The sequence below is a fragment of the Synechococcus sp. MIT S9451 genome (genome assembly GCF_047304725.1).
Lineage (GTDB): Bacteria > Cyanobacteriota > Cyanobacteriia > PCC-6307 > Cyanobiaceae > Synechococcus_C.
The window spans coordinates 1,925,149-1,948,829 of record NZ_CP138971.1; the positions used below are offsets into that span (position 1 = coordinate 1,925,149).

The 23,681-nt window shown below is 59.5% G+C and carries 25 protein-coding genes and 1 tRNA gene; 14 read left to right on the top strand and 12 right to left on the bottom strand.

What is annotated here, in order from left to right:
* Positions 1–78 precede the first annotated feature (78 nt).
* Complete coding sequence (gene pstS, locus SIB72_RS10040; RefSeq protein WP_115121719.1) at positions 79–1,053, top strand: phosphate ABC transporter substrate-binding protein PstS; 975 nt, start codon at positions 79–81, stop codon at positions 1,051–1,053.
* A gap of 257 nt (positions 1,054–1,310) precedes the next feature.
* Positions 1,311–1,901, top strand: a complete 591-nt coding sequence (locus SIB72_RS10045; RefSeq protein WP_115121718.1) for a Crp/Fnr family transcriptional regulator — start codon at positions 1,311–1,313, stop codon at positions 1,899–1,901.
* Positions 1,902–2,044: 143 nt separating this feature from the next.
* On the opposite strand, the gene SIB72_RS10050 is transcribed toward SIB72_RS10045, so the two are convergent.
* The 6 genes from SIB72_RS10050 to SIB72_RS10075 form a co-directional block, all read right to left on the bottom strand.
* A tRNA-Pro gene (locus tag SIB72_RS10050) sits at positions 2,045–2,118 on the bottom strand.
* Positions 2,119–2,132: 14 nt separating this feature from the next.
* On the bottom strand, positions 2,133–2,480 hold the full coding sequence (locus SIB72_RS10055) for a hypothetical protein (RefSeq protein ID WP_115121717.1): 348 nt from the start codon (positions 2,478–2,480) through the stop codon (positions 2,133–2,135).
* Positions 2,481–2,549: 69 nt separating this feature from the next.
* A complete protein-coding gene (locus SIB72_RS10060) occupies positions 2,550–2,711 on the bottom strand; it encodes a hypothetical protein (protein ID WP_170953974.1) in 162 nt (53 codons plus the stop codon).
* A complete protein-coding gene (msrA, locus tag SIB72_RS10065; RefSeq protein ID WP_413743793.1) occupies positions 2,708–3,424 on the bottom strand; it encodes a peptide-methionine (S)-S-oxide reductase MsrA in 717 nt (238 codons plus the stop codon). The genes SIB72_RS10060 and msrA overlap by 4 nt, the downstream gene beginning before the upstream one ends.
* 25 nt (positions 3,425–3,449) lie before the next feature.
* The gene (locus SIB72_RS10070; RefSeq protein ID WP_115018097.1) at positions 3,450–3,701 is read right to left on the bottom strand and encodes a hypothetical protein; all 252 of its coding nucleotides are present in this window, start codon (positions 3,699–3,701) and stop codon (positions 3,450–3,452) included.
* A 49-nt stretch (positions 3,702–3,750) separates the two neighbouring features.
* Positions 3,751–5,502, bottom strand: a complete 1,752-nt coding sequence (locus SIB72_RS10075) for an ABC transporter ATP-binding protein (RefSeq protein WP_413743794.1) — start codon at positions 5,500–5,502, stop codon at positions 3,751–3,753.
* A gap of 216 nt (positions 5,503–5,718) precedes the next feature.
* Here SIB72_RS10075 and trpD point away from each other — a divergent pair, with 216 nt between their 5' ends.
* The 8 genes from trpD to SIB72_RS10115 all read left to right on the top strand — a co-directional run bounded on the left by trpD (position 5,719) and on the right by SIB72_RS10115 (position 16,142).
* Positions 5,719–6,765: an anthranilate phosphoribosyltransferase gene (trpD, locus tag SIB72_RS10080; RefSeq protein ID WP_115121714.1), complete on the top strand. Its 1,047-nt coding sequence runs from the start codon at positions 5,719–5,721 to the stop codon at positions 6,763–6,765.
* A 35-nt stretch (positions 6,766–6,800) separates the two neighbouring features.
* Positions 6,801–7,943 carry a glutamine-hydrolyzing carbamoyl-phosphate synthase small subunit gene (gene carA / locus SIB72_RS10085; RefSeq protein ID WP_413743795.1) on the top strand — a complete coding sequence of 381 codons (1,143 nt, stop codon included), beginning with the start codon at positions 6,801–6,803 and terminating at the stop codon, positions 7,941–7,943.
* A 73-nt stretch (positions 7,944–8,016) separates the two neighbouring features.
* Positions 8,017–8,373: an STAS domain-containing protein gene (locus SIB72_RS10090; RefSeq protein ID WP_115121712.1), complete on the top strand. Its 357-nt coding sequence runs from the start codon at positions 8,017–8,019 to the stop codon at positions 8,371–8,373.
* Positions 8,370–8,777 (top strand): ribonuclease III domain-containing protein, encoded by a 408-nt coding sequence (locus SIB72_RS10095; RefSeq protein ID WP_413743796.1) that lies wholly within the window; start codon positions 8,370–8,372, stop codon positions 8,775–8,777. The genes SIB72_RS10090 and SIB72_RS10095 overlap by 4 nt, the downstream gene beginning before the upstream one ends.
* A gap of 15 nt (positions 8,778–8,792) precedes the next feature.
* A complete protein-coding gene (gene rlmB / locus SIB72_RS10100) occupies positions 8,793–10,688 on the top strand; it encodes a 23S rRNA (guanosine(2251)-2'-O)-methyltransferase RlmB (protein WP_413743797.1) in 1,896 nt (631 codons plus the stop codon).
* Between the two features lie 81 nt (positions 10,689–10,769).
* Positions 10,770–11,018: a DUF1816 domain-containing protein gene (locus SIB72_RS10105; protein ID WP_115018257.1), complete on the top strand. Its 249-nt coding sequence runs from the start codon at positions 10,770–10,772 to the stop codon at positions 11,016–11,018.
* Positions 11,019–11,049: 31 nt separating this feature from the next.
* Positions 11,050–12,513 carry an Asp-tRNA(Asn)/Glu-tRNA(Gln) amidotransferase subunit GatA gene (gatA, locus tag SIB72_RS10110; RefSeq protein ID WP_413745101.1) on the top strand — a complete coding sequence of 488 codons (1,464 nt, stop codon included), beginning with the start codon at positions 11,050–11,052 and terminating at the stop codon, positions 12,511–12,513.
* Positions 12,514–12,599: 86 nt separating this feature from the next.
* Complete coding sequence (locus SIB72_RS10115) at positions 12,600–16,142, top strand: DNA polymerase III subunit alpha (protein ID WP_413743798.1); 3,543 nt, start codon at positions 12,600–12,602, stop codon at positions 16,140–16,142.
* A 27-nt stretch (positions 16,143–16,169) separates the two neighbouring features.
* Here the strand turns inward: SIB72_RS10115 and SIB72_RS10120 are convergent, their stop codons facing one another.
* Genes SIB72_RS10120 through ruvA form a run of 3 tightly spaced genes read right to left on the bottom strand, consistent with a single transcriptional unit; the run spans position 16,170 to position 17,581 of the window.
* Positions 16,170–16,580: a PAM68 family protein gene (locus SIB72_RS10120; RefSeq protein WP_413743799.1), complete on the bottom strand. Its 411-nt coding sequence runs from the start codon at positions 16,578–16,580 to the stop codon at positions 16,170–16,172.
* Positions 16,581–16,606: 26 nt separating this feature from the next.
* The gene (gene rpsO, locus SIB72_RS10125; protein ID WP_115121707.1) at positions 16,607–16,876 is read right to left on the bottom strand and encodes a 30S ribosomal protein S15; all 270 of its coding nucleotides are present in this window, start codon (positions 16,874–16,876) and stop codon (positions 16,607–16,609) included.
* A 54-nt stretch (positions 16,877–16,930) separates the two neighbouring features.
* Complete coding sequence (gene ruvA / locus SIB72_RS10130) at positions 16,931–17,581, bottom strand: Holliday junction branch migration protein RuvA (protein WP_413743800.1); 651 nt, start codon at positions 17,579–17,581, stop codon at positions 16,931–16,933.
* Between the two features lie 21 nt (positions 17,582–17,602).
* Here ruvA and SIB72_RS10135 point away from each other — a divergent pair, with 21 nt between their 5' ends.
* Positions 17,603–18,076, top strand: coding sequence for a hypothetical protein (locus SIB72_RS10135; protein WP_413743801.1), 474 nt, complete (start codon positions 17,603–17,605; stop codon positions 18,074–18,076).
* Between the two features lie 12 nt (positions 18,077–18,088).
* Here SIB72_RS10135 and SIB72_RS10140 read toward each other — a convergent pair whose 3' ends face one another.
* A complete protein-coding gene (locus SIB72_RS10140; protein ID WP_413745102.1) occupies positions 18,089–19,036 on the bottom strand; it encodes a DMT family transporter in 948 nt (315 codons plus the stop codon).
* Between the two features lie 82 nt (positions 19,037–19,118).
* On the opposite strand from SIB72_RS10140, the gene dnaG reads away from it, so the two are divergent.
* The gene (gene dnaG / locus SIB72_RS10145) at positions 19,119–21,200 is read left to right on the top strand and encodes a DNA primase (RefSeq protein ID WP_115121704.1); all 2,082 of its coding nucleotides are present in this window, start codon (positions 19,119–19,121) and stop codon (positions 21,198–21,200) included.
* 28 nt (positions 21,201–21,228) lie between these two features.
* Here the strand turns inward: dnaG and SIB72_RS10150 are convergent, their stop codons facing one another.
* Entirely contained in the window at positions 21,229–22,509 is a 1,281-nt protein-coding gene (locus tag SIB72_RS10150) for an NAD(P)/FAD-dependent oxidoreductase (protein WP_413745103.1), read from the bottom strand.
* 88 nt (positions 22,510–22,597) lie between these two features.
* Between SIB72_RS10150 and SIB72_RS10155 the strand changes: the two genes are divergently transcribed.
* Entirely contained in the window at positions 22,598–22,855 is a 258-nt protein-coding gene (locus SIB72_RS10155; protein WP_115121701.1) for a hypothetical protein, read from the top strand.
* Positions 22,855–23,148 (top strand): hypothetical protein, encoded by a 294-nt coding sequence (locus SIB72_RS10160; protein ID WP_115121700.1) that lies wholly within the window; start codon positions 22,855–22,857, stop codon positions 23,146–23,148. The genes SIB72_RS10155 and SIB72_RS10160 overlap by 1 nt, the downstream gene beginning before the upstream one ends.
* 31 nt (positions 23,149–23,179) lie before the next feature.
* Here the strand turns inward: SIB72_RS10160 and SIB72_RS10165 are convergent, their stop codons facing one another.
* Entirely contained in the window at positions 23,180–23,542 is a 363-nt protein-coding gene (locus tag SIB72_RS10165) for a hypothetical protein (protein WP_115121699.1), read from the bottom strand.
* Between the last annotated feature and the right edge of the window lie 139 nt (positions 23,543–23,681).

Genomic DNA, 23,681 nt, shown 5'->3' on the forward strand with positions numbered 1-23,681 from the left:
ATCTCTTAAATTGTTCCTAACGACTGTCGTTCTTTAGTTTCGCTATTCATTGGTGGCCTATTTCTCTTAAGGCCTGCTATGAGCTTCGCTAAGAAGACTCTGATTTTTTCTTCCCTGCTTGCTCTGGGTGCCGGTATGGCTGCTTCGGCGGCTCCCCGCCTGAATGGTGCCGGTGCATCATTTCCTGCCAAAATGTATCAGCGCTGGTTCGCTGAGCTGGCCAAGTCTGGTGGCCCTAAGGTCAACTACCAGGCGGTAGGTTCCGGTTCCGGGCGCAAAGCATTCATCGATCAGACTGTCAATTTCGGTGCATCTGATGACCCGATGAAGGTCACCGATATGGCGAAAGTCAAGCGCGGTGTGGTTCAGATCCCGATGGTTGGCGGCACGATCGCTTTTGGTTACAACTATCCCGGCTGCAATCTCAAGCTCACTCAGGAGCAGGCCGTCAAAGTTGCCATGGGGCAAATCAATAACTGGAAGCAGGTGGGATGTAAGCCCGGGAAAATGGTTTGGGTGCACCGTTCCGATGGCTCCGGTACCACCAAGGCTTTCACGAACTCCATGCAGGCCTTCTCTAAGACCTGGACCCTCGGCACTGGTAAGTCGGTGAAGTGGCCCTCGGGTGTTGGTGCCAAGGGCAACTCGGGCGTTGCCGGTGTGATCAAGAACACCAAGGGCGCGATCGGTTACGTCAACCAGTCGTACATCAAAGGCAATGTGGTTGCTGCGTCTGTCCAGAACAAGTCTGGTGAATACGTCAAGCCCAGTTTTGCTTCCGGTGCCAAGGCTTTGAATGGCATCAGGCTTGATGCCAATCTCGCCGGTAAGAACCCAAATCCGACGGCCAAGGGTGCTTACCCGATCGCCACTCTGACCTGGGTGCTGGCTTACAAGACCGGCAATGGCTCGAATACCGCCGCGATCAGGAAGGCCTTCAACTTCATGTTGAGCGACCAAGCTCAAGCGAAGGCTGACGACCTCGGTTTTGTCCCTCTCAAGGGCGCCATCCTCAGCAAGGCCCGTGCTGCTGTGAACAAAATCAGCAAGTGATCTTGGCCTGGGTCCGTCTTACGAGGCGGACCTGCATCCATGATCCTTTGGCCTCATTGTTCACTCCCTTTGATGTTTCATCGCTGGGGAGGGCATGAGGCCTTTTTGCTTGAAGGCATCATCTTAATCAGCTGTTAAGGTGATGCTCTTCATTCCTTTGCTTAAAAGGTTCAAGGGGGTGATTAACTTCAGTTGAAGTTGAATTCAACGACGTGGTTGCAACACCTACACGACCCGGCGTTCTCTCCCAGCAGACAATGCCTCAGATGTTGCAATCTGGAGTTTCGAAAAAAAATCAGGTTCATCTAACTGCCGGCAGCTCGATTCCTTTGTTGAGGAACAGCCTCTGGATCGTTGCCAATGGCATGGTCAAGCTTGGTGCCGTGACTGAGCAGGGCGATGAGTTGCTCCTGGGTCTTGTGGGTCCGAACGAACCGTTTGGTGAACCGCTGAGCATGGTGGAAGCCTATGAAGCCATCACACTCACCGATTGCGATCTGATTTGCCTCACGCTCGAGGAGATTTCTCAGTCTTCAGATCTGTCGATGCTGATGGTGAATGCGGTGGCTGCACGTGTGCGTCAGACAGAGTTCATGCTTTCACTTCTCGGCTTGAGGCGGGTGGAAGATCGCGTGCGTGCCTTCCTCGAGCTGATGGCCCAGGACTACGGGCAGCCTTGCGATCAAGGCCTACGCGTTGGCCTGCGACTCACCCATCAGGAGATCGCAAGTGCCCTCAGTACGACACGAGTGACCGTGACGCGCGTGGTTGGTCAGCTCCGTGATCAGGGCTGGTTGACGCTTGATGCGCAGCGTCATCTGGTGATCACCCATTTGCCCCAGCGCTGATCAACCGTCAGTTGTCAGACGCCTGCTTGGGCTGAACAGCTGTTGGCGGTTCAGCCCCCTTTTTGTTTGCTCAGAAATCGGTCATTCTCAAAAAAAAGCGCCCCTCAAACGAGGAGCGCTTGCCAGATGAGATTGGAACCGAATCGGAGCGGCGGGATTTGAACCCACGACCCCCACTACCCCAAAGTGGTGCGCTACCAAGCTGCGCTACGCCCCGGCAGAACGAAGTTATCACAAGGCATGTCGCCCTCTGTTCCTTCGGCGAATCCGCCGCAGCAAACGTTGGGTGAGAAGGTCGCGAGGGTCGCTGCTGTAACCCCACAGGCGCAGCTGTCGTGCCAGCTGACGTAGCTCCCGAACGCTCATCGAGGCGAGTTGGAGCTCGGGAAGTGTTCGCCAGGCTCGTGTGGTCATCGGCATGGCAGTCCCGCCTTTGCGGATGTCGATCGACAAAGTCCCTTCGGCGAGCCACTCCGGTATCAGCACCATCAGAACGGCAATGAGCCCATACAGCTCAACCAGGCCCTTCGGAAGGGGATGCAGCTGACGTCGCTGTCGGGGGTCTGATGGAGCCGACACGGACTGTGTAAACAGCAGGAGAGGCGCTTCACCATGGCAGTAACAGAGCTGCTTGCGGTGCTGTGGTGGTCAGATCTGAAGGGAGTCTCCGCTGTCGACGCTTGGGCTCCGCCATAGAAGGGGTGGCGCATCGGAGCGACTGGGGCGGAGGCTGAAGGCCAGGCCGATCACCACCAGAAGGGTCAGCAGGATTGCGGTCAGCACCGCCCAGTCAGGCCAAGCGGGTTTCATGCCAGCGCGATCGGACTGTTGTCCCCACGCAGCACGCAGTGACTGATCGACCAGTCGTAGTACTTCCAGACGCTGGCAGGCAGTTTGTAGGCGCAACCATCGAACTGCTCCAGAAGAACGCCGCTCGGCATGGCGGAGCAATAAGGACGACTGCCTGGTTTGGCCAGGTATTGCTGGTGATACGACTCTGCGGCGAAGAAGGGCTGATCGGCCTTGATCTCCGTTGTGATTGCTCCGAGTCCCCTGTCGCTCAGGCCCTTTTGGTAAGCAGCCTGACTGGCCAGGGCCAGTTGCTGCTGTCGCTCTGTTGTCGTGTAGATCGCCGAGCGGTACTGACTGCCACGGTCGTTGCCTTGTCGGTCCCCTTGGGTGGGGTCGTGGCATTCCCAGAACAGTTTGAGCAGATCACTGAAATCGAGAGCAGGCGTGCTCCAGACCACGCGCACCACTTCGGTGTGGCCGCTACGGCCGCTGCACACCTGATCGTAGCTGGGGTTGGGGCTGTGGCCGCCTGCGTATCCAACAGCGGTCGTCACCACGCCAGGAAGGCGCCAAAAGCCTTTTTCCGCTCCCCAGAAACAGCCGCATCCGAAGACCACTTCCTCCTGGTCGTCCATCAACGGGGCATTCAACGACGTGCTCAGTACGGCATGTCGCAGCGGTTCTGCGTTGGGACGCTGAGCAGCTTCGCCGGTCAACCAAGAAGGCAGCATCGAGGCATCGTGAACTGACTCAAGGTTAGGAATCCTGAGCAGGCTGCAGCTGAATGTGATTCAGCAGAGTGGTGACAAAGGCGAAGAGCAGAAAAGGAAGGCTCAGCACCAGAATCAGACCAACGCCAACCAGGGCAAAGATGGGGCGACTGGAACCCATCAAGCCAAGCCCCGCAGCAAGGCTGACGAAAATAACCGCCATCCATGCCAGAACCTGAGCGTAGATGTCACCGAAGGTGAGGGTGCAACGCACCGCGTATTGGTTGGCGGTGGACATGGTGATGCAACCCTGAAACGGCAACTTCAGCTAAGCCAGGAATCTGCTATCAGGCCACCGCTTCGAGACGTTCCGAAGCCTGTTCCCTTTCCCAGAGACGTTTATAAAGCCCCTCTTCTTGGACCAAGTCGCGGTGATGCCCCTGCTGGACCAGGGTTCCTTGTTCGATCACGAGAATCCGATCGCAGGCAGCAGCAGCAGAGAGTTGATGGCTGATCATCACGATCGTTCGTTCACGTTGATTGCGGATCGATGCCAGGATCGCTGCGGCGGTGTTGTTGTCCACGCTGGCGAGGGCGTCATCGAGGACCAGCACAGGCGATGTCATCAGCAGGGCTCTTCCCAATGCGGTGCGTTGGCGCTGTCCACCACTCAACGTGATTCCACGTTCGCCCACCAGCGTGTCAAAGCCATCGGGGAAGCCGCGGACATCATCCAGCAGGCGAGCCTGCTCGGCAGCCGCCTCCACTCGTGCAGTGTCGGCTTCCGGATCGCCATATCGGAGGTTGTCCGCAAGGCTGCTGGTGAAGAGATACCCCTCCTGGGGCACCAGGGCGATCTGCTGGCGGAGATCGCTGAGTCGCATTGTTGTTAGGTCACAGCCATCAAGAAACAGCTGGCCGCCGCTCACGTTGACCATGCGACCCAGGGCCCGGGCCAGGGTTGTTTTGCCGCAGCCAACGGGCCCCACCACAGCCACCAACTCACCTGGCTCAATCACGAAGGAGAGCTTGGAGAGAGTGTCGCGATCGCTGTCCTCGTAGCGAATGGAAAGTTCTCGGGCTTCGATCCTGCCGAGCACAGGAGTCGAGAGGGTTTGAGGTGCTTCTGGGTCTGCAATCACCGGTGCGCGCTGGAGGAGTTCCTCAACACGCTCAAGACTCACTTGGCCTGTTTGGAAGGTGTTGAGGGTGAATCCGAGCAGAGCTGTGGGAAAGACCAGGCGCTCTACATAAAGGATGAGTGCCACCAGGCCACCGATGCTGAGCGTGCCCGCTTCCAGTTGTCCGCTCCCCAGGGCCAGCAGCAAGAGCAGAGAGATGGATGAGATGCCCTCTAAGAGTGGGAACAGCGTGCTTCGCGTACGGGCCAGCCGAATCGCAGCATCGCGGTAGTTGTCGTTTCGAGCTTCGAAGGCTTGTTGCTCTTGGGCCTCCTGGCCGTAGATCTTGATGGCGGCGATGCCAGAGAGGTCTTCTTGGATCAGCTCGCTCAGGCCAGCTAGTTGTTCCTGCTGACGGCGCTGCTGGCGCATCATTCGCCCTCCAAACAGGCGCACAGTGCCAAGCATCACTGGGTAGAGCGCGATCGCCGCCACGGTGAGTCCAGGGTCGATCGCCAGCATCGCCGGCAGGGTGAATGCATAAGCCAAGCCGGTGTTCGTCAGGCTCAGCACGGCAAAGCCCAAAAGTCGCCGCACGTTTTCCACGTCGCTTGTGGCTCGGCTGATCACCTCTCCGCTGCCTGTTTCCTGCACCCAGCCAGGGTCCTGACGAAGCATGTGGTCGAACAACCGCTGGCGAAGTTCCACTTCCACCTGTCGACCGACGCCGAACACCAGTTGCCTGGAGATCAGACGCACCACCCCCATCGAGCTCGCCAGCACGACAATCCAGCCGGCCTGCCGAAGCACATCAGTAATGGCAAAGCCGTCCTGTAGGTCGTCGATCACCCTCCTTACCTCAAGGGGGATGGTGACGCTCAGCATGTTGACGACCACCAAGGCCACGGCCCCGAGCAGAACCGTGCGCCGATGCGGGCGTAGGTAGCGACCGATCAGGTCGAGACGGAAGGCTGCCATCCGTGGGTGAGCGCAGGCAACAACCTAGGCACCGACCCCTGTGGCAAGTGTGGGGCCTTGGCCGTTGGCCTGAGGGGTTCGTGTTGGGACCGCTGGAGAGGGCCTGAATCGAGATTTGATGCGCTTCTGGCCAGACGCCATCTTTTAAGGGATATTGGATGTGTCCCCATCACCCGGCCCGGCGTGCTCAGCACCCGGGTTTTTTTCTGTCCACTCATGCCGAATCCATCCGTGTCCTGGCCGCAACTGTTGGAACATCTCCTGCAGGGGGGCTCGCTTCGTGATGACGAGGCCACAGCCTTGATGGAGGCCTGGCTATCGGAAGCGCTCACACCGGTTCAGACCGGTGCCTTCCTTGTGGCACTTCGCGCACGGCCTGTGAACGGCACAGAACTTGCTGCCATGGCCCGCGTCTTGCGTCAGGCCTGCCCGTTGCCCTGTGCGAGGCCCAATCTGTTGATGGTGGATACCTGCGGCACCGGTGGTGATGGCGCAGACACCTTCAATATTTCGACTGCGGTGGCTTTGACCGCGGCGGCCTGTGGTGCGGTGGTGGCCAAGCACGGCAATCGCAGTGCCAGCGGCAAGGTGGGATCAGCCGATGTGCTTGAGGGGTTGGGGCTCGACCTGAAGGCTTCTGCCGCCCAGGTGGTGGATGTTCTCCCTAAGGCTGGGGTCACCTTTTTGTTCGCTCCTGCCTGGCACCCCGCCCTGGTCAATCTGGCTCCGCTTCGGCGCAGTCTTGGCGTGCGCACAGTGTTCAACCTGCTGGGGCCCCTGGTGAATCCGCTCCAGCCCGATGGCCAGGTTCTGGGCGTTGCCCGCCCCGATCTGCTGGATCCGATGGCGGAAGCTCTTCAGCGGCTGGGTCAGCAGCGAGCCGTTGTGGTGCATGGTGCCGGCGGCCTGGATGAGGCTTCCTTGGCGGGCCCGAATGATCTGCGCATCATCGAGGCCGGCCAGCTCCGTTCCGAGTCGATCATCCCCGCCGATCTGGGCTTGGAGGAGGCGCCGCTGTCCGCCCTGAGGGGGGGTGATCTTGAGATGAACAAAACGATCCTCCGTGATCTGCTCCAGGGTCGTGGCACTGCAGCGCAGCGGGATGTGGTGGCTTTCAACACTGCTTTGGTGCTCTGGGTTGCTGGCGTTCAAACCGATCTCCGTGCTGGTGCCCAGCAAGCTTTGGCCTGCCTAGAGGAAGGCCGTGCTTGGCAGCGGCTTGAGACTCTCAGCCAGGGGTTGCGCGGCGGCGAGGAACAATAAGAAGACGAACTGTTGTTCCCAGGGTCTGCTTGCCCATGACTTTTGCCACCTCCAAGGCCCCGGCAGTGCTTGTGCTGGCGGATGGCACGGTGTTCCAGGGGCTGGCGTGTGGTCGGCGCGGCAGCGTCGTCGGTGAGGTGGTGTTCAACACCGGCATGACCGGTTATCAGGAAGTGATGACCGATCCCAGTTACTCCGGCCAGCTGGTCACGTTCACCTATCCGGAGCTCGGCAACACGGGGGTGAATGATCAGGATCAAGAGGCTGACCAACCCCATGCCCTGGGGCTGATTGCTCGTCAGCTGGCTCCGCTCGCTAGCAGTTGGCGCTGTAGTCAGAGCCTGCCCGATTGGCTTGATCATCACGGTGTGATCGGTATCCATGGCATCGACACCCGTGCCTTGGTCCGTCACCTGCGCGATGCAGGCGCGATGAATGGGGTGATCAGTTCGGATGGACGTTCGCCCCAGGCACTGCTCGAAGACCTCAGATCGGCCCCATCCATGCAGGGCCTAAATCTGGCCGATCGTGTCAGCACAACAGAGGCCTACACCTGGACCAGTCGCTGTGCCGCTGCGTTCGACCAGCGACTCCAGCCTCGCCCCGAGCGTCCTTTTCGCGTTGTGGCAATTGATTTTGGTATTAAACGCGCCATCCTTGATCGCCTCGTGGGCCACGGTTGCGAGGTAATCGTTCTGCCTGCATCCACGACCCTGGATGAGGTGATCCGCCATCAGCCCGAGGGTGTGTTTCTCTCTAATGGACCGGGTGACCCCTCTGCTGTGACCGGAGGTATCGCCCTGGCCAAAGGACTGCTGCAGCAGAAGAACCTGCCGTTATTCGGAATCTGCCTTGGTCATCAAATTCTCGGCCTGGCGCTGGGGGGGACCACCTTCAAGCTCGCGTTTGGTCATCGCGGCCTCAATCACCCCTGCGGCACCACGGGGCAAGTGGAGATCACGAGTCAGAACCATGGTTTTGCCCTTGATGCCCAGTCATTGCCTGCCGACACCGTTGTGGTGACCCACCTCAATCTCAACGATCAGACCGTGGCAGCCATGGCCCATGCGCATCAGCCGGTGTTCGGCGTGCAGTACCACCCTGAGGCCAGTCCTGGTCCCCACGATGCGGACCATCATTTCGCGCGTTTTGTTGAGCTGATGGCAGAACGTCGCTGACGGTGGTCCTCCCGCTGCAAGCTCCCTACACTTCGGCACAACGCGCCTGAGGGGGACTGTTTCCATTACTGAACTGCAGCGACTCACCGTTTCTCTCCGCGGTGGCTTCGAGCAGCGTGACAACTGCCTGTTGTTTCACTTCACCGGCCAGTTGGATGCGTATTCCGAGAAGCAATTTCTGACCTACGTCAGTGATGTGCTCAAGGCCAATGCCTCTTCATTGGTGATTGATCTCAGCAAGATCGATTTTCTTGATTCCTCCGGACTCGGAGCGATGGTGCAACTGGCGAAGCAGTGCAATGACGCCAAGCGCAGCTTTCTTGTCGTGGGCAATGCCCGGGTGGCCCAGACCGTCAAGCTGGTTCGCCTGGAGGAGTTCCTCCATCTCGTTCCCGATCTGGATAGTGCTCTCAGCAAGTTGGCGGCTTGACCGATTGGATTCGATCACAGCAGGGCCGCGGTGGTGCTGCTGAGCTTGGACCTTTACAACTTGCTTGGTTAGGAGATGCTGTTTGGGAGCTGCATCAACGTCTGCGCCATTGCCGCCATCCCGGTCGCTCAGATGATTTGCACCGGGCCGTGGTGGCGGAGGTGAAAGCAGACGCCCAGGCTTCGGTTTTAGACACTCTCGATCCTTTTCTCTCCGATCAGGAAAGGGATCTTGTCCGTCGTGGTCGCAATCGGGCTGGTCGTGGCCCTCGCCGGGGAGAAGGATCTGTGTATGGACGGGCCACGGGATTTGAGACAATGGTTGGCTGGCTCTTTTTGCAGAATCCGGCCCGGCTTGCCGAGCTGTTGGATCAACTGGAGGAGACCGAAAACGACCTGTCATAGCCCTCTGTTTCGTTCATGAGTTTCCGTTCTGATCGCCGTTCTTCCGGCGATGGCCGTCCCTTTAGTGGCGGTCGTTCTTCCGGTGCAGGACGTCCAGGGGGTGCATCTCGCTCCTCTGCTGGAGGTAGGCCATTTCGTGGGCGTTCCGATCGCGATCGCCGTGTCGACCGCGATGGCGGTGCTGACCGTGATGGCCGATCTCCACGCGGGGATCGCTTTGACCGTGGCAATCGCTTTGATCAAGGAGAACGACCCCAGAGAGAGGGACGCTTTAACAGGGATGGCCGCTTCAATCAGGAGGCCCGCTCGGAGCGCAGTTCGGACGTCGGTGGTCGCTCGCGATTTGATCGTTTTGACCGCAAAGCAGCTCCTGGCCGGCCTGGTCGCGTCGAGCGAAACGGACGCTTTGATCGCAAGGATCGCTTTGAAGGCAAGGAGCGTTTTGAAGGCAAGGAGCGTTTCGATCGCCGCGACCGTGGCCCAGTTGAGCGTGGCCCCGGTGAGCGCTCTTCATCTGACCGCTTTTCCAACGACCGTCCCTCCCGCGATCGGTTTTCAGGCGATCGTGGTCCCCGCGACCGTTACCCGAGCCATCGTTCCGAGCGTTCCAACCAACGCTTCTCCTCCAGGCCTGAGCGTGGATCGTCTTCGAGTTCGGATCGATTCAGGGGGCGCCAAGGGTTCAGGAGTGGCTCCCGTCGTGGTGGCTGGGCCCGAGACACCTCCCCAGATCAGTTTGATCAGGCCCAGCGGCAGGGTGAGGAGCTAGCCCATTCCCCCGATGCCCAGGCTGATGACATGCTCTGGGGACGCCATGCCACCCAGGCAGCCCTTGAGGCCGGGCGTCCGATTCACCGGATTTGGTGCACCGCTGAGCTGCGTAGCTCACCGAAATTCCTTCAATTGCTCAGGGATGCCAAGGCCTCCGGTGTGTTGGTTGAGGAGGTCACTTGGGCGCGACTCGGTCAGCTCAGCGGCGGTGCTGTGCATCAAGGCATTGCTCTGCAGACCGCTTCTGCAGAAACGCTTGATCTGCATACCTTGGTGGAGGGTTGCGCTGCGCTGGGTGAGCCGCCTCTGCTGTTGGCCCTGGATGGCCTCACCGATCCCCATAATCTCGGCGCCATTGTGCGTTCCGCTGAAGCCCTCGGTGCCCACGGCGTTGTTTTGCCTCAGCGGCGTAGTGCTGGGCTCACCGGCTCTGTGGCCAAGGTTGCCGCCGGTGCTTTGGAGCATCTACCGGTGGCCAGAGTCGTCAATCTCAACCGCTCTCTGGAAAGCCTTAAAGACGCTGGTTATCGCGTGGTTGGCTTGGCGGAAGAAGGTGATGTGACCTTGCCGGAAGCCGATCTGGAGGGGCCGCTTGTGGTGGTCACCGGTTCAGAGGGCAACGGTTTGTCGTTGCTCACACGCCGCCACTGCGACCAGTTGATCCGGATCCCATTGCGGGGCATCACGCCAAGCCTGAATGCCTCTGTGGCGACCGCCATGTGTCTGTATGAAGTCGCTAGACGCGGCTGGATGAAGGATCTCAAGGGTCAGGCACCGTCTCCTCCGATCATTCGGCCGCGCTGCGCTGGTTTGGATTCAGACCCGATCGCCAGCCTCAAGACAGACGAGGCCGCTGGAGCGGACGAGGCGCTTGAGACTGCTGCTGGATCTGAGACTGTTGGAGTTTCTGAGAGCGCTTTAGAGCCTGAGGCGATTGCTGCTGCTGAAGCTTCGCCTCAGCCTCCCCACGAGGATGCACCTGTTGCATCACCTGAGGTCGCGCTGAATCCTGACGACATCGCACCGGCTCTCGAGGCTGGGTCGCAGCATCCTTCGGAGGTTGAACTCGAACTCGAGCGAGACCAACAGAGTGCACCACAGGTGGATGCGGTGCCCTTCCAGGACAGCGTTGAACTTTGATCCTCTGCTCGACTCCCCTGATCAAGTGCAGCCACGCGTTAGGAAGCAGTGCAGAATGAAACTGTTCTGCTTCCTTCGTTGATGGGCCTCCTGAATAGGCCGCTGCGCAGTTTTGCCAACGGTCTTGGATTGGCTTGGTGGGCTCGGGTTGAGACCCAGGGCCCTGATGTCTCTTACTGGTTCGGACCGTTCGTCACCCGCGCCAGCCTCCAGAAGCAGCTGCCTGCTTTCCTCGAGGATGTGGCCTCTGAGTCACCATCTGATATCAGCCATACCCTTCTGCGCTGTCGTCGTGGTGAGCCATTCACCATCAGCGCTGACGACGGCTGATAGCGTCGCAGCTGTGTAGCAGTCCATGACGATGGCGATCGCCGAGTGGCGTCAGCAACTGGTGAGCGGTGAGGTGTCGGCCCGTGAACTCACGGACCAACATCTTGCGCGTATCGCCGCCGTTGAACCAAGCCTCAACGCCTATCTCGAGGTGACGGCTGAGCGTGCCCGGGCCGATGCCGATCGCATCGATCAGGCCCGCAGTGCCGGCGATGACTTGCCTCCATTGGCGGGCGTTCCTCTCGCAATTAAGGACAACCTCTGTACCAAAGGTGTTCCCACCACTTGTGCCAGTCGCATGCTTGCTGGCTTCGTGCCCCCTTACGAGTCCACGGTCACTGGCCGACTCTGGGATGCAGGAGCAGTGTTGCTGGGCAAGACCAACCTCGATGAATTCGCCATGGGCGGCTCCACCGAGACCTCAGCGTTCGGCCCCACGGCCAATCCATGGAACGTTGACCACGTGCCGGGCGGCAGTTCAGGCGGGAGTGCCGCTGCCCTTGCTGCGGGTGCGTGCATGGCCTCACTAGGTTCCGATACGGGTGGCTCGATTCGTCAACCCGCCTCCTTCTGTGGCGTCGTCGGTCTCAAACCAACGTATGGGCGCATTAGTCGTTACGGCCTGGTGGCCTTTGCCAGCTCCCTCGACCAAGTTGGACCGTTCAGCTCCAACGTCGCCGATACAGCCGCGTTACTGCAGGTGATGGCGGGTTACGACCCTCGTGATTCCACCTCCCTGAAGGTGCCTGTTCCTGATTACAGCGCTGATCTGGAGAAGCCGATTAAGGGCCTGAGGGTTGGCCTTGTGCGTGAGTGTTTCGAGCAAGACGGACTCTCTGCTGAGGTCAAGGCCTCTGTTCTCGCTGCAGCTGAACAGCTTCAGGCCCTCGGTGCCGAATTGGTGGATGTCAGCTGCCCACGCTTTACCGACGGCATCGCCACCTATTACGTCATCGCGCCCTCGGAGGCTTCCGCCAATCTGGCCCGCTACGACGGCGTGAAGTATGGCTTCCGAGCCGATGACGCAGACAGTCTTGCTGCCATGACATCCCGCAGCCGTGCTGAGGGTTTTGGCAGTGAGGTGCAGCGTCGCATCCTGATTGGCACCTATGCCCTCTCGGCTGGATATGTCGACGCCTATTACAAAAAGGCTCAACAGGTGCGCACCTTGATTCGCCGTGACTTCGATGCTGCCTACCAGACGGTGGACGTTCTGCTGACGCCAACAGCGCCGACCACCTCCTTCCGCAATGGCGCCCATGCTGATGATCCCCTGGCGATGTACCTGGCGGACCTGCTCACCATCCCTGCCAATTTGGCTGGCCTGCCAGCGATCAGCGTGCCCTGTGGTTTTGACAGTGCAGGCCTTCCCATCGGCCTGCAGCTGATCGGGAATGTTCTGGAGGAGTCCCGCCTGCTTCAGGTGGCCCATCAGTACGAGCAGTCAGCCCAGGTGATGGCGGCATCACCGCAGGGAGCTCTGATTCCTGCCTGACCCTGATCATGCCCCATGGCCCCTAGATCTGGGGTCATGTGTTCGGGTGGCACCCTCCATCTTGCGTTGCCTCTTAGGCTGGGGGCATGGCATTCGTCCCTCTTCACAACCACAGTGATTACAGCCTCCTGGATGGGGCATCACAGTTGCCGCAGATGGTGGAGCGGGCCAAGGCCTTGGGGATGCCCGCCTTAGCGCTCACCGATCATGGGGTGATGTATGGCGCTGTGGAGCTGTTGAAGCTCTGCAAGGGGGCTGGTATCAAGCCGATCATCGGCAATGAGATGTATGTGGTGAACGGATCGATCGATGATCCGCAGCAGAAGAAGGAGCGTCGCTATCACCTGGTCGTTCTCGCGAAGAACGCCACCGGCTACCGCAATCTGGTCAAGCTCACCAGCATCAGTCACCTACGTGGCATGCGGGGCCGCGGCATCTTTTCCAGGGCTTGCATTGATAAGCACCTGTTGCAGCAATACAGCGAAGGTTTGATCATCGCCACTGCCTGTCTTGGCGGCGAAATCCCTCAGGCAATTCTGCGCGGTCGTCCGGAAGTGGCCCGGGATGTGGCTCGTTGGTATCAGAGCGTGTTCGGCGACGATTTTTATCTGGAGATTCAGGACCACGGCTCTCAGGAAGACCGGATCGTCAATGTGGAGATCGCTCGGATTGCCAAGGAACTGGGAATCGGTCTGATCGCCACCAACGACGCCCACTACCTCACAAGTCATGACGTGGAGGCGCACGATGCCCTGTTGTGCGTGCTTACCGGCAAGCTGATCTCCGACGAGAAACGGCTGCGATACACCGGCACGGAGTTCATTCGCAGCGAAGAGGAGATGGGTCGGTTGTTCGCCGATCATCTCGAACCCGAGATCGTTCAAGAAGCGATTGCCACCACATCCCTCGTGGCCGACAAGGTTGAGGACTATGACATCCTTGGCCGCTATCAAATGCCCCGTTTCCCGATACCTGAGGGGCATAGTCCGGTGAGCTACCTCAAAGAGGTGACCGATCAGGGGCTTCGGGATCGTCTGGGTCTTGCTGCCGATGCATCGATCGATGCCGACTACGGCGAACGCCTGACCTACGAGCTCGGAATCATGGAGCAGATGGGCTTCCCCACCTACTTCCTCGTTGTTTGGGACTACATCCGCTTTGCGAGAGAACAGGGGATTCCTGTGGGGCCAGGGCGTGGCTCGGCAGCGGGCTCCTTAGTGGCCTATGCCCTCGGAATCACCAATATCGATCCAGTCAGCAACGGTTTGCTCTTTGAGCGTTTTCTCAATCCAGAGCGCAAGTCGATGCCTGATATCGACACCGACTTCTGCATCGAGCGCCGCGGTGAGGTGATCGATTACGTCACCCGTCGCTACGGCGAAGACAAGGTGGCCCAGATCATCACCTTCAACCGCATGACCTCAAAGGCGGTGCTCAAGGATGTGGCACGCGTTTTGGATATTCCCTATGGCGATGCCGATCGTCTGGCCAAGCTGATCCCTGTGGCCCGCGGCAAGCCAGCCAAGTTGGCGGCGATGATCGGCGATGAATCGCCCAATCCCGATTTCCGCGAGAAGTATCAGAAGGATCCGGTGGTCAAACGATGGGTTGACATGGCGATGCGGATCGAGGGCACCAACAAGACCTTCGGTGTGCATGCCGCAGGTGTGGTGATCGCAGCCGATCCCCTCGACGAATTGGTGCCGTTACAGCGCAACAACGACGGTCAGGTGATCACTCAATACTTCATGGAAGACGTTGAGTCGATGGGCCTGCTCAAGATGGACTTCCTGGGGTTGAAGAACCTCACGATGATCGACAAGACCCTGGAACTGGTGGAGTCGAATTTTGGTGAGCGCATCGATCCCGACAAGCTTCCTCCCCAGGATCCAGACACGTTTGCTCTTCTCGCCCGTGGCGACCTGGAGGGCATCTTCCAGCTTGAATCCAGCGGCATGCGCCAGATCGTGCGCGATCTAAGGCCTTCGTCCCTGGAGGACATCTCCTCGATTCTTGCCCTCTATCGACCGGGGCCCCTGGATGCCGGCTTAATCCCCAAGTTCATCAACCGGAAGCACGGGCGTGAGGCGATTGATTTTGCTCATCAGGCCTTGGAGCCGATTCTCCAGGAGACCTACGGGATCATGGTGTATCAGGAGCAGATCATGAAGATCGCTCAGGATCTGGCGGGCTATTCCCTTGGTGAAGCCGACCTGCTCCGCCGTGCGATGGGCAAGAAAAAGGTGTCCGAGATGCAGAAGCATCGCGGCATCTTTGTGAAGGGTGCCAGTGAACGTGGGGTTGCCGAGAAGGTTGCCGACGAACTCTTCGATCAGATGGTTCTGTTTGCTGAGTATTGCTTCAACAAGAGCCATTCCACCGCCTATGGCGCGGTCACTTATCAAACCGCTTTCCTCAAGGCCCACTACCCGGTGGCGTACATGGCGGCTTTGCTCACGGTGAATGCCGGAGCGAGTGACAAGGTGCAGCGCTACATCTCCAATTGCAATGCCATGGGGATTGAAGTGATGCCTCCCGATGTGAATGCTTCAGGCATCGACTTCACCCCAACGGGGCAGCGCATCCTGTTTGGACTCTCCGCTGTTCGGAATCTTGGCGATGGCGCCATCCGTCATCTGATTGCGAGCCGGGAGGCCGACGGTCCGTTCCAATCGCTGCCTGATCTGTGTGATCGCCTGCCCTCCTCGGTACTCAATCGTCGCAGCCTCGAATCGCTGATTCACTGCGGAGCTCTTGATGCTCTTGAGCTCAATGCCAACCGTGCGCAATTGATGGCGGATCTTGATCTGCTTCTCGATTGGGCCTCCTCCAGGGCAAAGGATCGGCAGAGCGGCCAGGGCAATCTGTTTGATCTAATGGCTGCCGCCACCTCGACTGAAGGCGAGACGGCCAATGATCTGAGCATGGCTCCGAAGGCCTCCCCTGTGCCTGATTACCACCCCACTGAGAAGCTCAGACTTGAGAAGGAACTGGTTGGTTTTTATCTTTCCGATCACCCCCTCAAGCAACTCACCGCCCCGGCCAAGCTGCTAGCACCGATCGGTTTAGGCAGCCTTGAGGAGCAAGCCGACAAGGCCAAGGTGAGTGCGATCGCCATGGTGAGTGAATATCGCCAGGTGACGACGCGAAAGGGAGACCGTATGGCGGTTCTAACCCTGGAAGATCTCACCGGCAGCTGCGAAGCCGTTGTGTTTCCCAAGAGCTACGCCCGTCTTTCAGATCATCTGATGGCGGAAGCACGCTTGCTGGTGTGGGCAGTCGTTGATCGCAGGGATGAACGCGTGCAACTGATCGTCGATGACTGTCGGGCGATCGATGATCTGCATCTTCTCTTGGTTGAGCTCCAACCCGATCAGGCCAGTGATGTGGCTGTGCAGCACAAACTCCGGGAATGCCTGCATGCCCACCGTCCGGAACAGGACGAACTTGGTGTGCGTGTTCCCGTGGTTGCCGCAGTGCGCAACGGGGCCGACGTGCGTTATGTGCGCTTGGGATCCCAGTTCTGTGTCAAAAATGCCCAGCTGGCGGCCAGTCACCTCAAGGAGCAGGCTTTTGAAGCCAGCACCAAAGCCCTGTTTAGTGGGGCCCCATCTGCCCCATCACCCTGACCTGGCAATCCTTCACGAGTTGGACGATCAGGTCTTGCTGTTCTGTGCCTTCATTGACGACCGCAGTCGTTGCATGTTGGGCTTGATGTGCTCAATGCCCAGCAGACTTCCAGGCTGCGGTTCCCAGCTTGCAGACAGCACTCCATAACTCAAACCCAGGAGGCCCAACAGGAAGCAGGCGCCTGAGCTGATCAGGGTGACGCCTGGTGGAATATCGAGGATCTGACGACTCACCAGCAGATAGCTGATCACAAACACCGCCATGCCCATCACGGAGGGCACACCCGTAGCAATGGCGACACGACGCGCCATCCGATTCGCCACCGCTTTGGGGATGGGTTCGGACGACGCTTTTGCCGATGCGCGCCCTGTGTTGCTGCTGTTCTCGTCGGCTGACCTGCTGGGTTCAAACGGCAAGGGTTTGCGCTGGTCGACCATGGCAGAAAGCTTGCTGGTGCGGCGAATCAGCCGCGGATGCCCAGTTTGCCAATCAGATTGCTGTAGCGCTGCTCGCTCTGGTTACGCACATAGGTCAGCAGTCGCTTGCGGCGACCGATCATCTTGAGCAGACCCTGACGGGAGGAGAAGTCGTGGATGTTCTGCTGCAGGTGGCTGCTGAGCTTCGAGATGCGCTCGGTCAGCATGGCTACCTGAACCTCAGCCGAACCGGTATCGGTGGCGTGGGTCTGGTGCGTGTTGATCAGTTGCTGCTTCTGAGTGGTATCGAGCGACATGCGCGGCGTCTGGCCCTGACAGTGCAAACAACCAATTTACCCCCTCGCCTGCCCCTATGCCGATGATCGGCTGAGCCAACGCAGGCTTTCGCGCAGCCAGCCATCGGTGTCAGTTGTTGCTGGTGGTTCAGCCCCTGATGCAACGGCGCGCATCGCCCGGCGAATTTCCAAGTCTTCGTAGCCGAGTGTTTCTAGGGTCTGCTGCAGCTCCTGGAGGGGGTCCCCCTGAATCGGTAGCGCTTTGAGATCGCTGCGATCCACCAACGACAAGCTATCTGCGGCTGGTGTTTTCCATTCGCTGAGGCGATCGCGCAATTCCACGGCCAGCCGTTCAGCTGTGCGTTTCCCCACACCTTGGGCCTGGCTGAGACGGCGTAGATCCCCATCCACAATCGCCTCCACTAGAGCCTCGGCACCACAGCATTCGAGCAGGGCCAGAGCCATCTGGGGTCCGACACCATTGACGCTGATCAATGTTCGGAACAGATCCCGCTCGCGTCGCTCAATAAATCCAAACAGACTGCATCCGTCCTCGCGCTGCACCTGATGGATCCATGCCGTGCAGCGACGTTCACCTTCCAGTTTGATGCGATGTCCAGATGTGAACTGAACTTCGTAACCCACTCCACCGCAAGCGATGACGAGTCCCTGACGCCCACCTTGAGACCAGGTGTCGATCCGATCCCCTTGCAGCCAGCCGATCATGGGGTTGCTCCTGATCTGCCCATGCTGCCTGACCTGTCGAGTCTTTCACCCCTTGTTCTCCGTCTGAGACGGTGGATGCAAAGAGGTCTTGCCTTGATTTGCGTGGTTGTGCTCGGCTTGGGCATGACGGCGTGTACGGGTGTGAATCAGCCTCCTCGCTCCGTTCTGCTCAAAGCTCTGGGTTTGCAGATCGAACTCACCCAGTCCGCCATCGCCACCTCCCTCGACCTCGATGCAGCTGGTGCCCCTGAGGTCAGTCGGGTCAGGGTGGAGTCACAGGAAGCGATGACATTGGCTGACCATCGTGGTTTGCATCTCACCGGGCGCTTCGATTGGCGTCTGCCTGGTGACAGGGTGAGAGTCGATAGTCCGTTCGAATTGTTTTTGGAGCGTGGAGAGCGGGGCGAGAGCTGGCGTCTGGCTCAACCGGCTGGCAGCAGTGACGGTGGATCCCAGGACTGGCTCACCTTCCCCCTGCCGATTGATGCTGGCTGAGCGTATGGCGGCTCAGCGTGGCTGACGGGCGCTGAGGCTGATCAGTGTTGCTCCAAGCACGCAAGCCGCACCGACCACCATGGTGCTTGTGATCGGCTCAGCAAAAAACATCACACCCCAGAGGGCCGCGAAGACCACCTGCACGTAATTGATCGAGGTCGCTCGCGCCGCCGGCAGCGTTGCCAAGCCTTCCGTGAGCCACACCTGGCCGAGCTGGGTGAACACTCCCACACCCACAAGCCAAAACCATTGCACGCTGCTGGGCCAGATCGCGTCTCCCCAGAGGAACGGAAGCGTGGCCGGTACTGACACCAATGGGAAATAAAACACGATCACCAGCGGGTGTTCGCGCACGGACAATTGTCGGACGCTCACGTAGGCCAGAGCGGTGAGTAAGGCGCCAGCCAAGCCGATCACCACCGCTACGGCCGGTAAGGCTGCCGTCGATGGAGCCAAGCTCGTTGTGCTTGAGCCTGTCAGTGAGCCCAACACGGGGCTTCCGATCCATTCAGGCTGCACCACGAGCATGACACCTGCCAAGCCGAGCAACACAGCGAGGCCGATCCGTCGCCTGATCGGTTCCCCTAGCCAAACCCAGGCACTGAGAGCCGTCAGAGTGGGGTAGGTGTATTGCAGCAGGGTGGCAGCTGCCAGGGGCAGACGGGCCAGGGCCTCAAAAAAACAGAGCAGTGCCGTGGTGCCAAGGGCGCCACGCAGCAGCAGCAGGCTTCGCTGCTGACCCCAGGGGGAGACCTGGGCTTGTTTCAGCATCACCAGGGTGATCAGGATGCTGATCAATGAGCGAACCAGCACGATCTCTGCGACAGGCAGCTCACCACCGAGTTGCTTCACGCAAACGGTCATCACACTGAACGCCAGCGCGCAGAGAATCAGCAGTGCGCAGGCGCGCCATTCCTTCGGCGACTGACTGCCTCGGATTGCATTCAGCAGAGGGTGCATCCGTGGCCGTTGTTGATCACGGGCCAACCTTCGCACCGCACGCTGCCTCACCGATGTGCGCAAGGTCTCGCAGAATGGGGCCATGGCGATGCCCCGTCTTCACCCCCGCACCATCGACGCCGTCAAGGAACGGGCCGACATTGTTGATGTGGTCGGTGAGCACGTCGTTCTCAAGAAGAAGGGGCGTGAGTTCGTCGGCATCTGTCCGTTCCATGACGACAGCAAGCCGTCGATGACGGTGTCGCCCGCCAAGCAGTTCTATTACTGCTTTTCTTGCGGTGCAGGCGGGAACTCCATCAAGTTTCTGATGGAACTGCAGCGGCAGAGCTTCAGCGACGTTGTGCTGGAGCTGGCACGCAAATATCAGTTGCCTGTGGAGACCGTCGACGGTCCGCAGCAGGAACGTCTCCGCCAGCAGCTCTCACGGCGAGAGAAATTGCATCGCGCACTGGCTTTGGCTTCGGGCTGGTTCCGCACTCAGTTGCGCAGTGAGGCTGGCCAGGGTGCTCTGCAGTATCTGCGCGAGAGCCGGGGGCTCAGTGAGGCCACTCTTGATGCCTTTGAACTCGGTTATGCCCCGGAACAGTGGGATGGCCTGCTGAAGCACCTTCAGGAGGTGGAAGGCTTGGCCCCGGAACTCCTTGAGGCGGCCGGTCTTGTGGTGCCCCGCAAGGGTGGCAATGGTTTTTATGACCGTTTCCGCCATCGGGTGATGGTGCCGATCCGAGACCGTCAAGGTCGGGTGATCGGTTTCGGTGGTCGCAGTCTGGATGGAGGCGAGCCCAAATACCTCAACTCCCCAGAAACGGAGGTGTTCGAGAAAGGCAAGCATCTGTTTGGTCTCGATCGAGCTGCCAACGCCATTCGCAAAGACGACCGGGCTGTTGTTGTGGAGGGCTATTTCGATGTGATTGCTCTTCATGCCGCCGGCATCACCAATGCGGTGGCAGCCCTTGGCACAGCCCTGAGTGGGCAACAGATCACTCAGCTCTGCCGTTGTAGTGACGGTAAGCGCATCGTGCTCAATTTTGATGCCGATGGTGCCGGGGTTCGGGCCGCTAACCGTGCCATTGGTGAGGTGGAACAGTTGGCGCTTCAGGGCCAGCTTGAGTTGCGGGTGCTCCACCTGCCTTCCGGCAAGGATCCCGATGACTACCTCAAGGAGCACGGCTCCGGCGATTACCGCGCCCTCTTAGATCAGGCGCCGCTCTGGCTCGATTGGCAGATCGAGCAGGTGCTTGAAGGCCGCGATCTGGCGAAAGCGGATCAGTTCCAGCAGGGCGTCAGTGCCTTGGTGGCCCTGCTGGGCAAGCTGCCCCAATCAGCGATTCGCACCCATTACCTCCAACGGGTCGCGGAACGACTCAGTGGTGGGCAGGGACGACTGGCATTGCAGCTTGAGGAGGATCTTCGACAGCAGGTGAAGGGTCAGCGCTGGCATGGTCGATCGGCCCGGTTCGAACAACCGGGGGAATCCAGCCAACGGGAGCGTTCTGAGGCCGAGATCCTGCGCCTGTATCTCCACTGCCCCTCCTATCGCAGTGCAATTCGGCGGGAACTGCGTCAGCGCGAATTAGAAGATTTCGCGCTGCAACATCACCGGCTGCTCTGGGCAACTCTCACCGATCTGGAGGAAACAAACATCGGCTCCGGCCGGCTGGAGGCCGTCAGTCGCGGTCAGGACAGCGGCGAGGACCTGGCAGACCTCGATTTGCCCCGTCTGCTCACTGATCAGCTTCTGCTTGAGAACAGTGCGTTGGTGTCGCGGCTCACCCCCTTGCTCGAACCGGGTGAACTTCAGCGACTTGCCTTGAGTAACCCTCTGCAGCAGCTGCGCGGCACAGCTGCCGTTCTCGAACGTCAGAAAAGTCTGAAGCGTTGTCGGCATCTGCTTGAAGCCTGGGGTGGGCAACGCCTGCAGACGCTTGAACGTTGCATCGCATCGCTGATCGCCCAGGAGCAGGATCAGCCGCAGGCACTGGCCAACATCGATATGGAGCAGCGCATCCACGCCCTGTTTGAAGACCTCAATGCCGACGCTCTCCGCTTCCAGGAGCTCTACTACTGCGAGCGGAAACACATCGCCCACCTCGATGAGCAGCGTTGCGCCGGTTATGCCAATCCCAATGAGGTCGTCACAGACGACGTTCCTCCTGCGGCTTGAGTGCAGCTTCGTGTTGTCTGTTGCTTGGTCAGCTCAGGCCCACTAGTGCCTGATTGAGCGCCTGATCATCCATCCGTTCCAGCGCCAGGGCGTGCCAGTCCTGCCGCCAGATCTCAATCCAGGTGCGTAGACGATCTTGAAAATGCTCGGTCAATTCTTGCGGGCCCAGTCCTGCAGAAATCCCATTGCGAAGCACCTCAGCGGCCAGGGCACCGCTTTCCATGGCTCGGTCGATGCCGTGGCCTTGGTGAGGATCGACCAATGAGGCAGCGTCCCCGGTGAGCAGTACCCCCGCAGGTGGCTGCAGTTGAGCAATGGGATGCAACACCGGAATCGCCATGGTTCTGATCTCCCTTTGGGAGGAGGCCGTCGCATCGTGCCTTTTGATCGGTCTCTGACCATCCAGTTGGCCAAGCAGATGGTCGATCCAGAGGCGTGTGCGCTGGATCAGCTCCTTTCCCCGCAATCCATGGCCACCTTCGGGTGTCGGCATCGCCGCCACGCCGCAGTTGTAGCCGCCCGGCACAGCAAAGGCCCAGGCATAGGTGGCTTCTCCAGGCCAGCGGTAGTCGATGCGGGAGATCGGCTCGCCTGAGCCACCATCTGAGCGTGCCATGGCATCGTCTCCCAGATAACAGCGACTGGCCAAGGCAAGCAGAGGTCGCCCCTGCGACAGATGGCAGTGTCGTTGGATCATCGACCCGGCGCCATCGCAGCCCACCACGAACTCTGCCTTGATCGCAAACTGACCCGTTCGTTGTCCGGCTGGATCGTGAATGCTGCCGCTCACCTTCCAACGCTGCTCATTGGCGTCCCAGTGCAGCCTCTCCGCCTGCCATCCGAATTGCATCGCGAGCTGCTGATCTTTGCAGCGCTGCATCAGCCAGTGGTCAAGCTCGCGGCGACGAACGGTTTGCATGCATGGTGTTCCGGACAGAATTCCATTGCCGTTCCTATGCCAGCCCCGATGGCTGTTTCTGTTGCTGTACTGCCTGGCTCTCACACTGCCCTGCTCCGCCAGGAAGCTCCGTTTCTGCAGCTGTGGTGATTGGTCGTTCAGTCCCAGCTTCTGAATCAGGGTCTGGCTATTGAGCGGCAGGGCATCACCGCAGATCTTGTCGCGGGGGAAATGGGCTCGGTCGATGGCCAGCACATCAAGCCCGCTGTCAGCAAGCCCCATGCCACAGGCGGAACCTGCAGGCCCGAGGCCCACGATCAACACCCTGACCTGACGGTGTTGGCAATCTCCTCGCGATTGCTCCTCGGTCATCGATATCGCTTCAGCGACTGTTGTTGGCTCTTTAGCCATGGTCACCGGATCAGGTTCAGCGGCCGGAGCCCGATGATGGCTGAAACAGCGGCATCGTTCGCTGGCCTGCTCTATTCGGTGTTGTGCGATGACGGCATTTCTCGAAGCGTTCTGGCATGGGGAGGGCATCGGCGATGGCGGTGACCTCGAGGAGGCGCTGCAGGCCTATGTGTCCGTCAAGCCCGAAGACGGCGACTGGGAAGCCGCCTGCGCAGCAGAGGGAGCCGAACCCAGGATTGAACGCTTTTCATCCTTTGAGGCCTATCTCGACAATGAGGATCCGTTGGAGACGATTGCTCTCAGCGCATCCATGATCAGCGAAGCCCTTGTGCAGCAGTTGCCCTGATGGTTGAGTCGTCCTTCGATTTCGCGGCATTTACGGCCGTTAACCATCTCTGGCCCTCCTTTGTGGAGCGTTTGGGGACAACGCGGTCTCAGCAGGCCGTGCGTCAGGCCCTCGATCTACAGAGCATGCACGGCAAAGAAGGCACCGTGCCAGTGCTGTTCATTGAGACCTGTGGAATTGCTCTGGCCAGTTCGGTGCTGCTCCGGGAACAGACCGGCCTGAATGCTCATGGCAATGGCATGGTGCTCATCCTGTCTAAGCGAGCCCAGGAGCTGCAGTTGATCTGGGGCTGACCTTCATCCCTCTGAGGGGTCTGTGGTGGCGTCAGTCGCGCTCCCATGTCTGATCTGGTCGGCAAGGACCATGAAAGAAGGTGTCTTTGAGGCAACCGGGCTGACAGTTGGTCAGGACGTTTGCCTCCACCCAGCCCGGAAGCATCTCATTGGCCATGAACACCTTCGCCCACCGTCTGCCTGAGCTGGTGTTCGCGTAGCCGACCACCTCCACCTGTGTGGAGTCGCTGATGATGATGTTGGTCCTGATTCCTTCTCCAGGAGCCCAATACACAGGCACGACTGTCGTGGCTGTTTCGAGCCGACAGAGCCGTGGCTTGGCGGCTGTGAATCCTGACGCGCCAATGCCGATCAAGCTGATGCAGACCAAGGCTCTCCAGCTTCTGAATTCCATGTCTTGTGATCTCTAGTGGGTGTGCTGGCAGGTTGTTCTTGTTGATGATCCACCATCACGAACTGCGCTCACGAACTGCGCTCATGATCTGCTCTCAATCTTTCCTCTCAGTTGATTGAGATGGCATCTTTTCCAACCC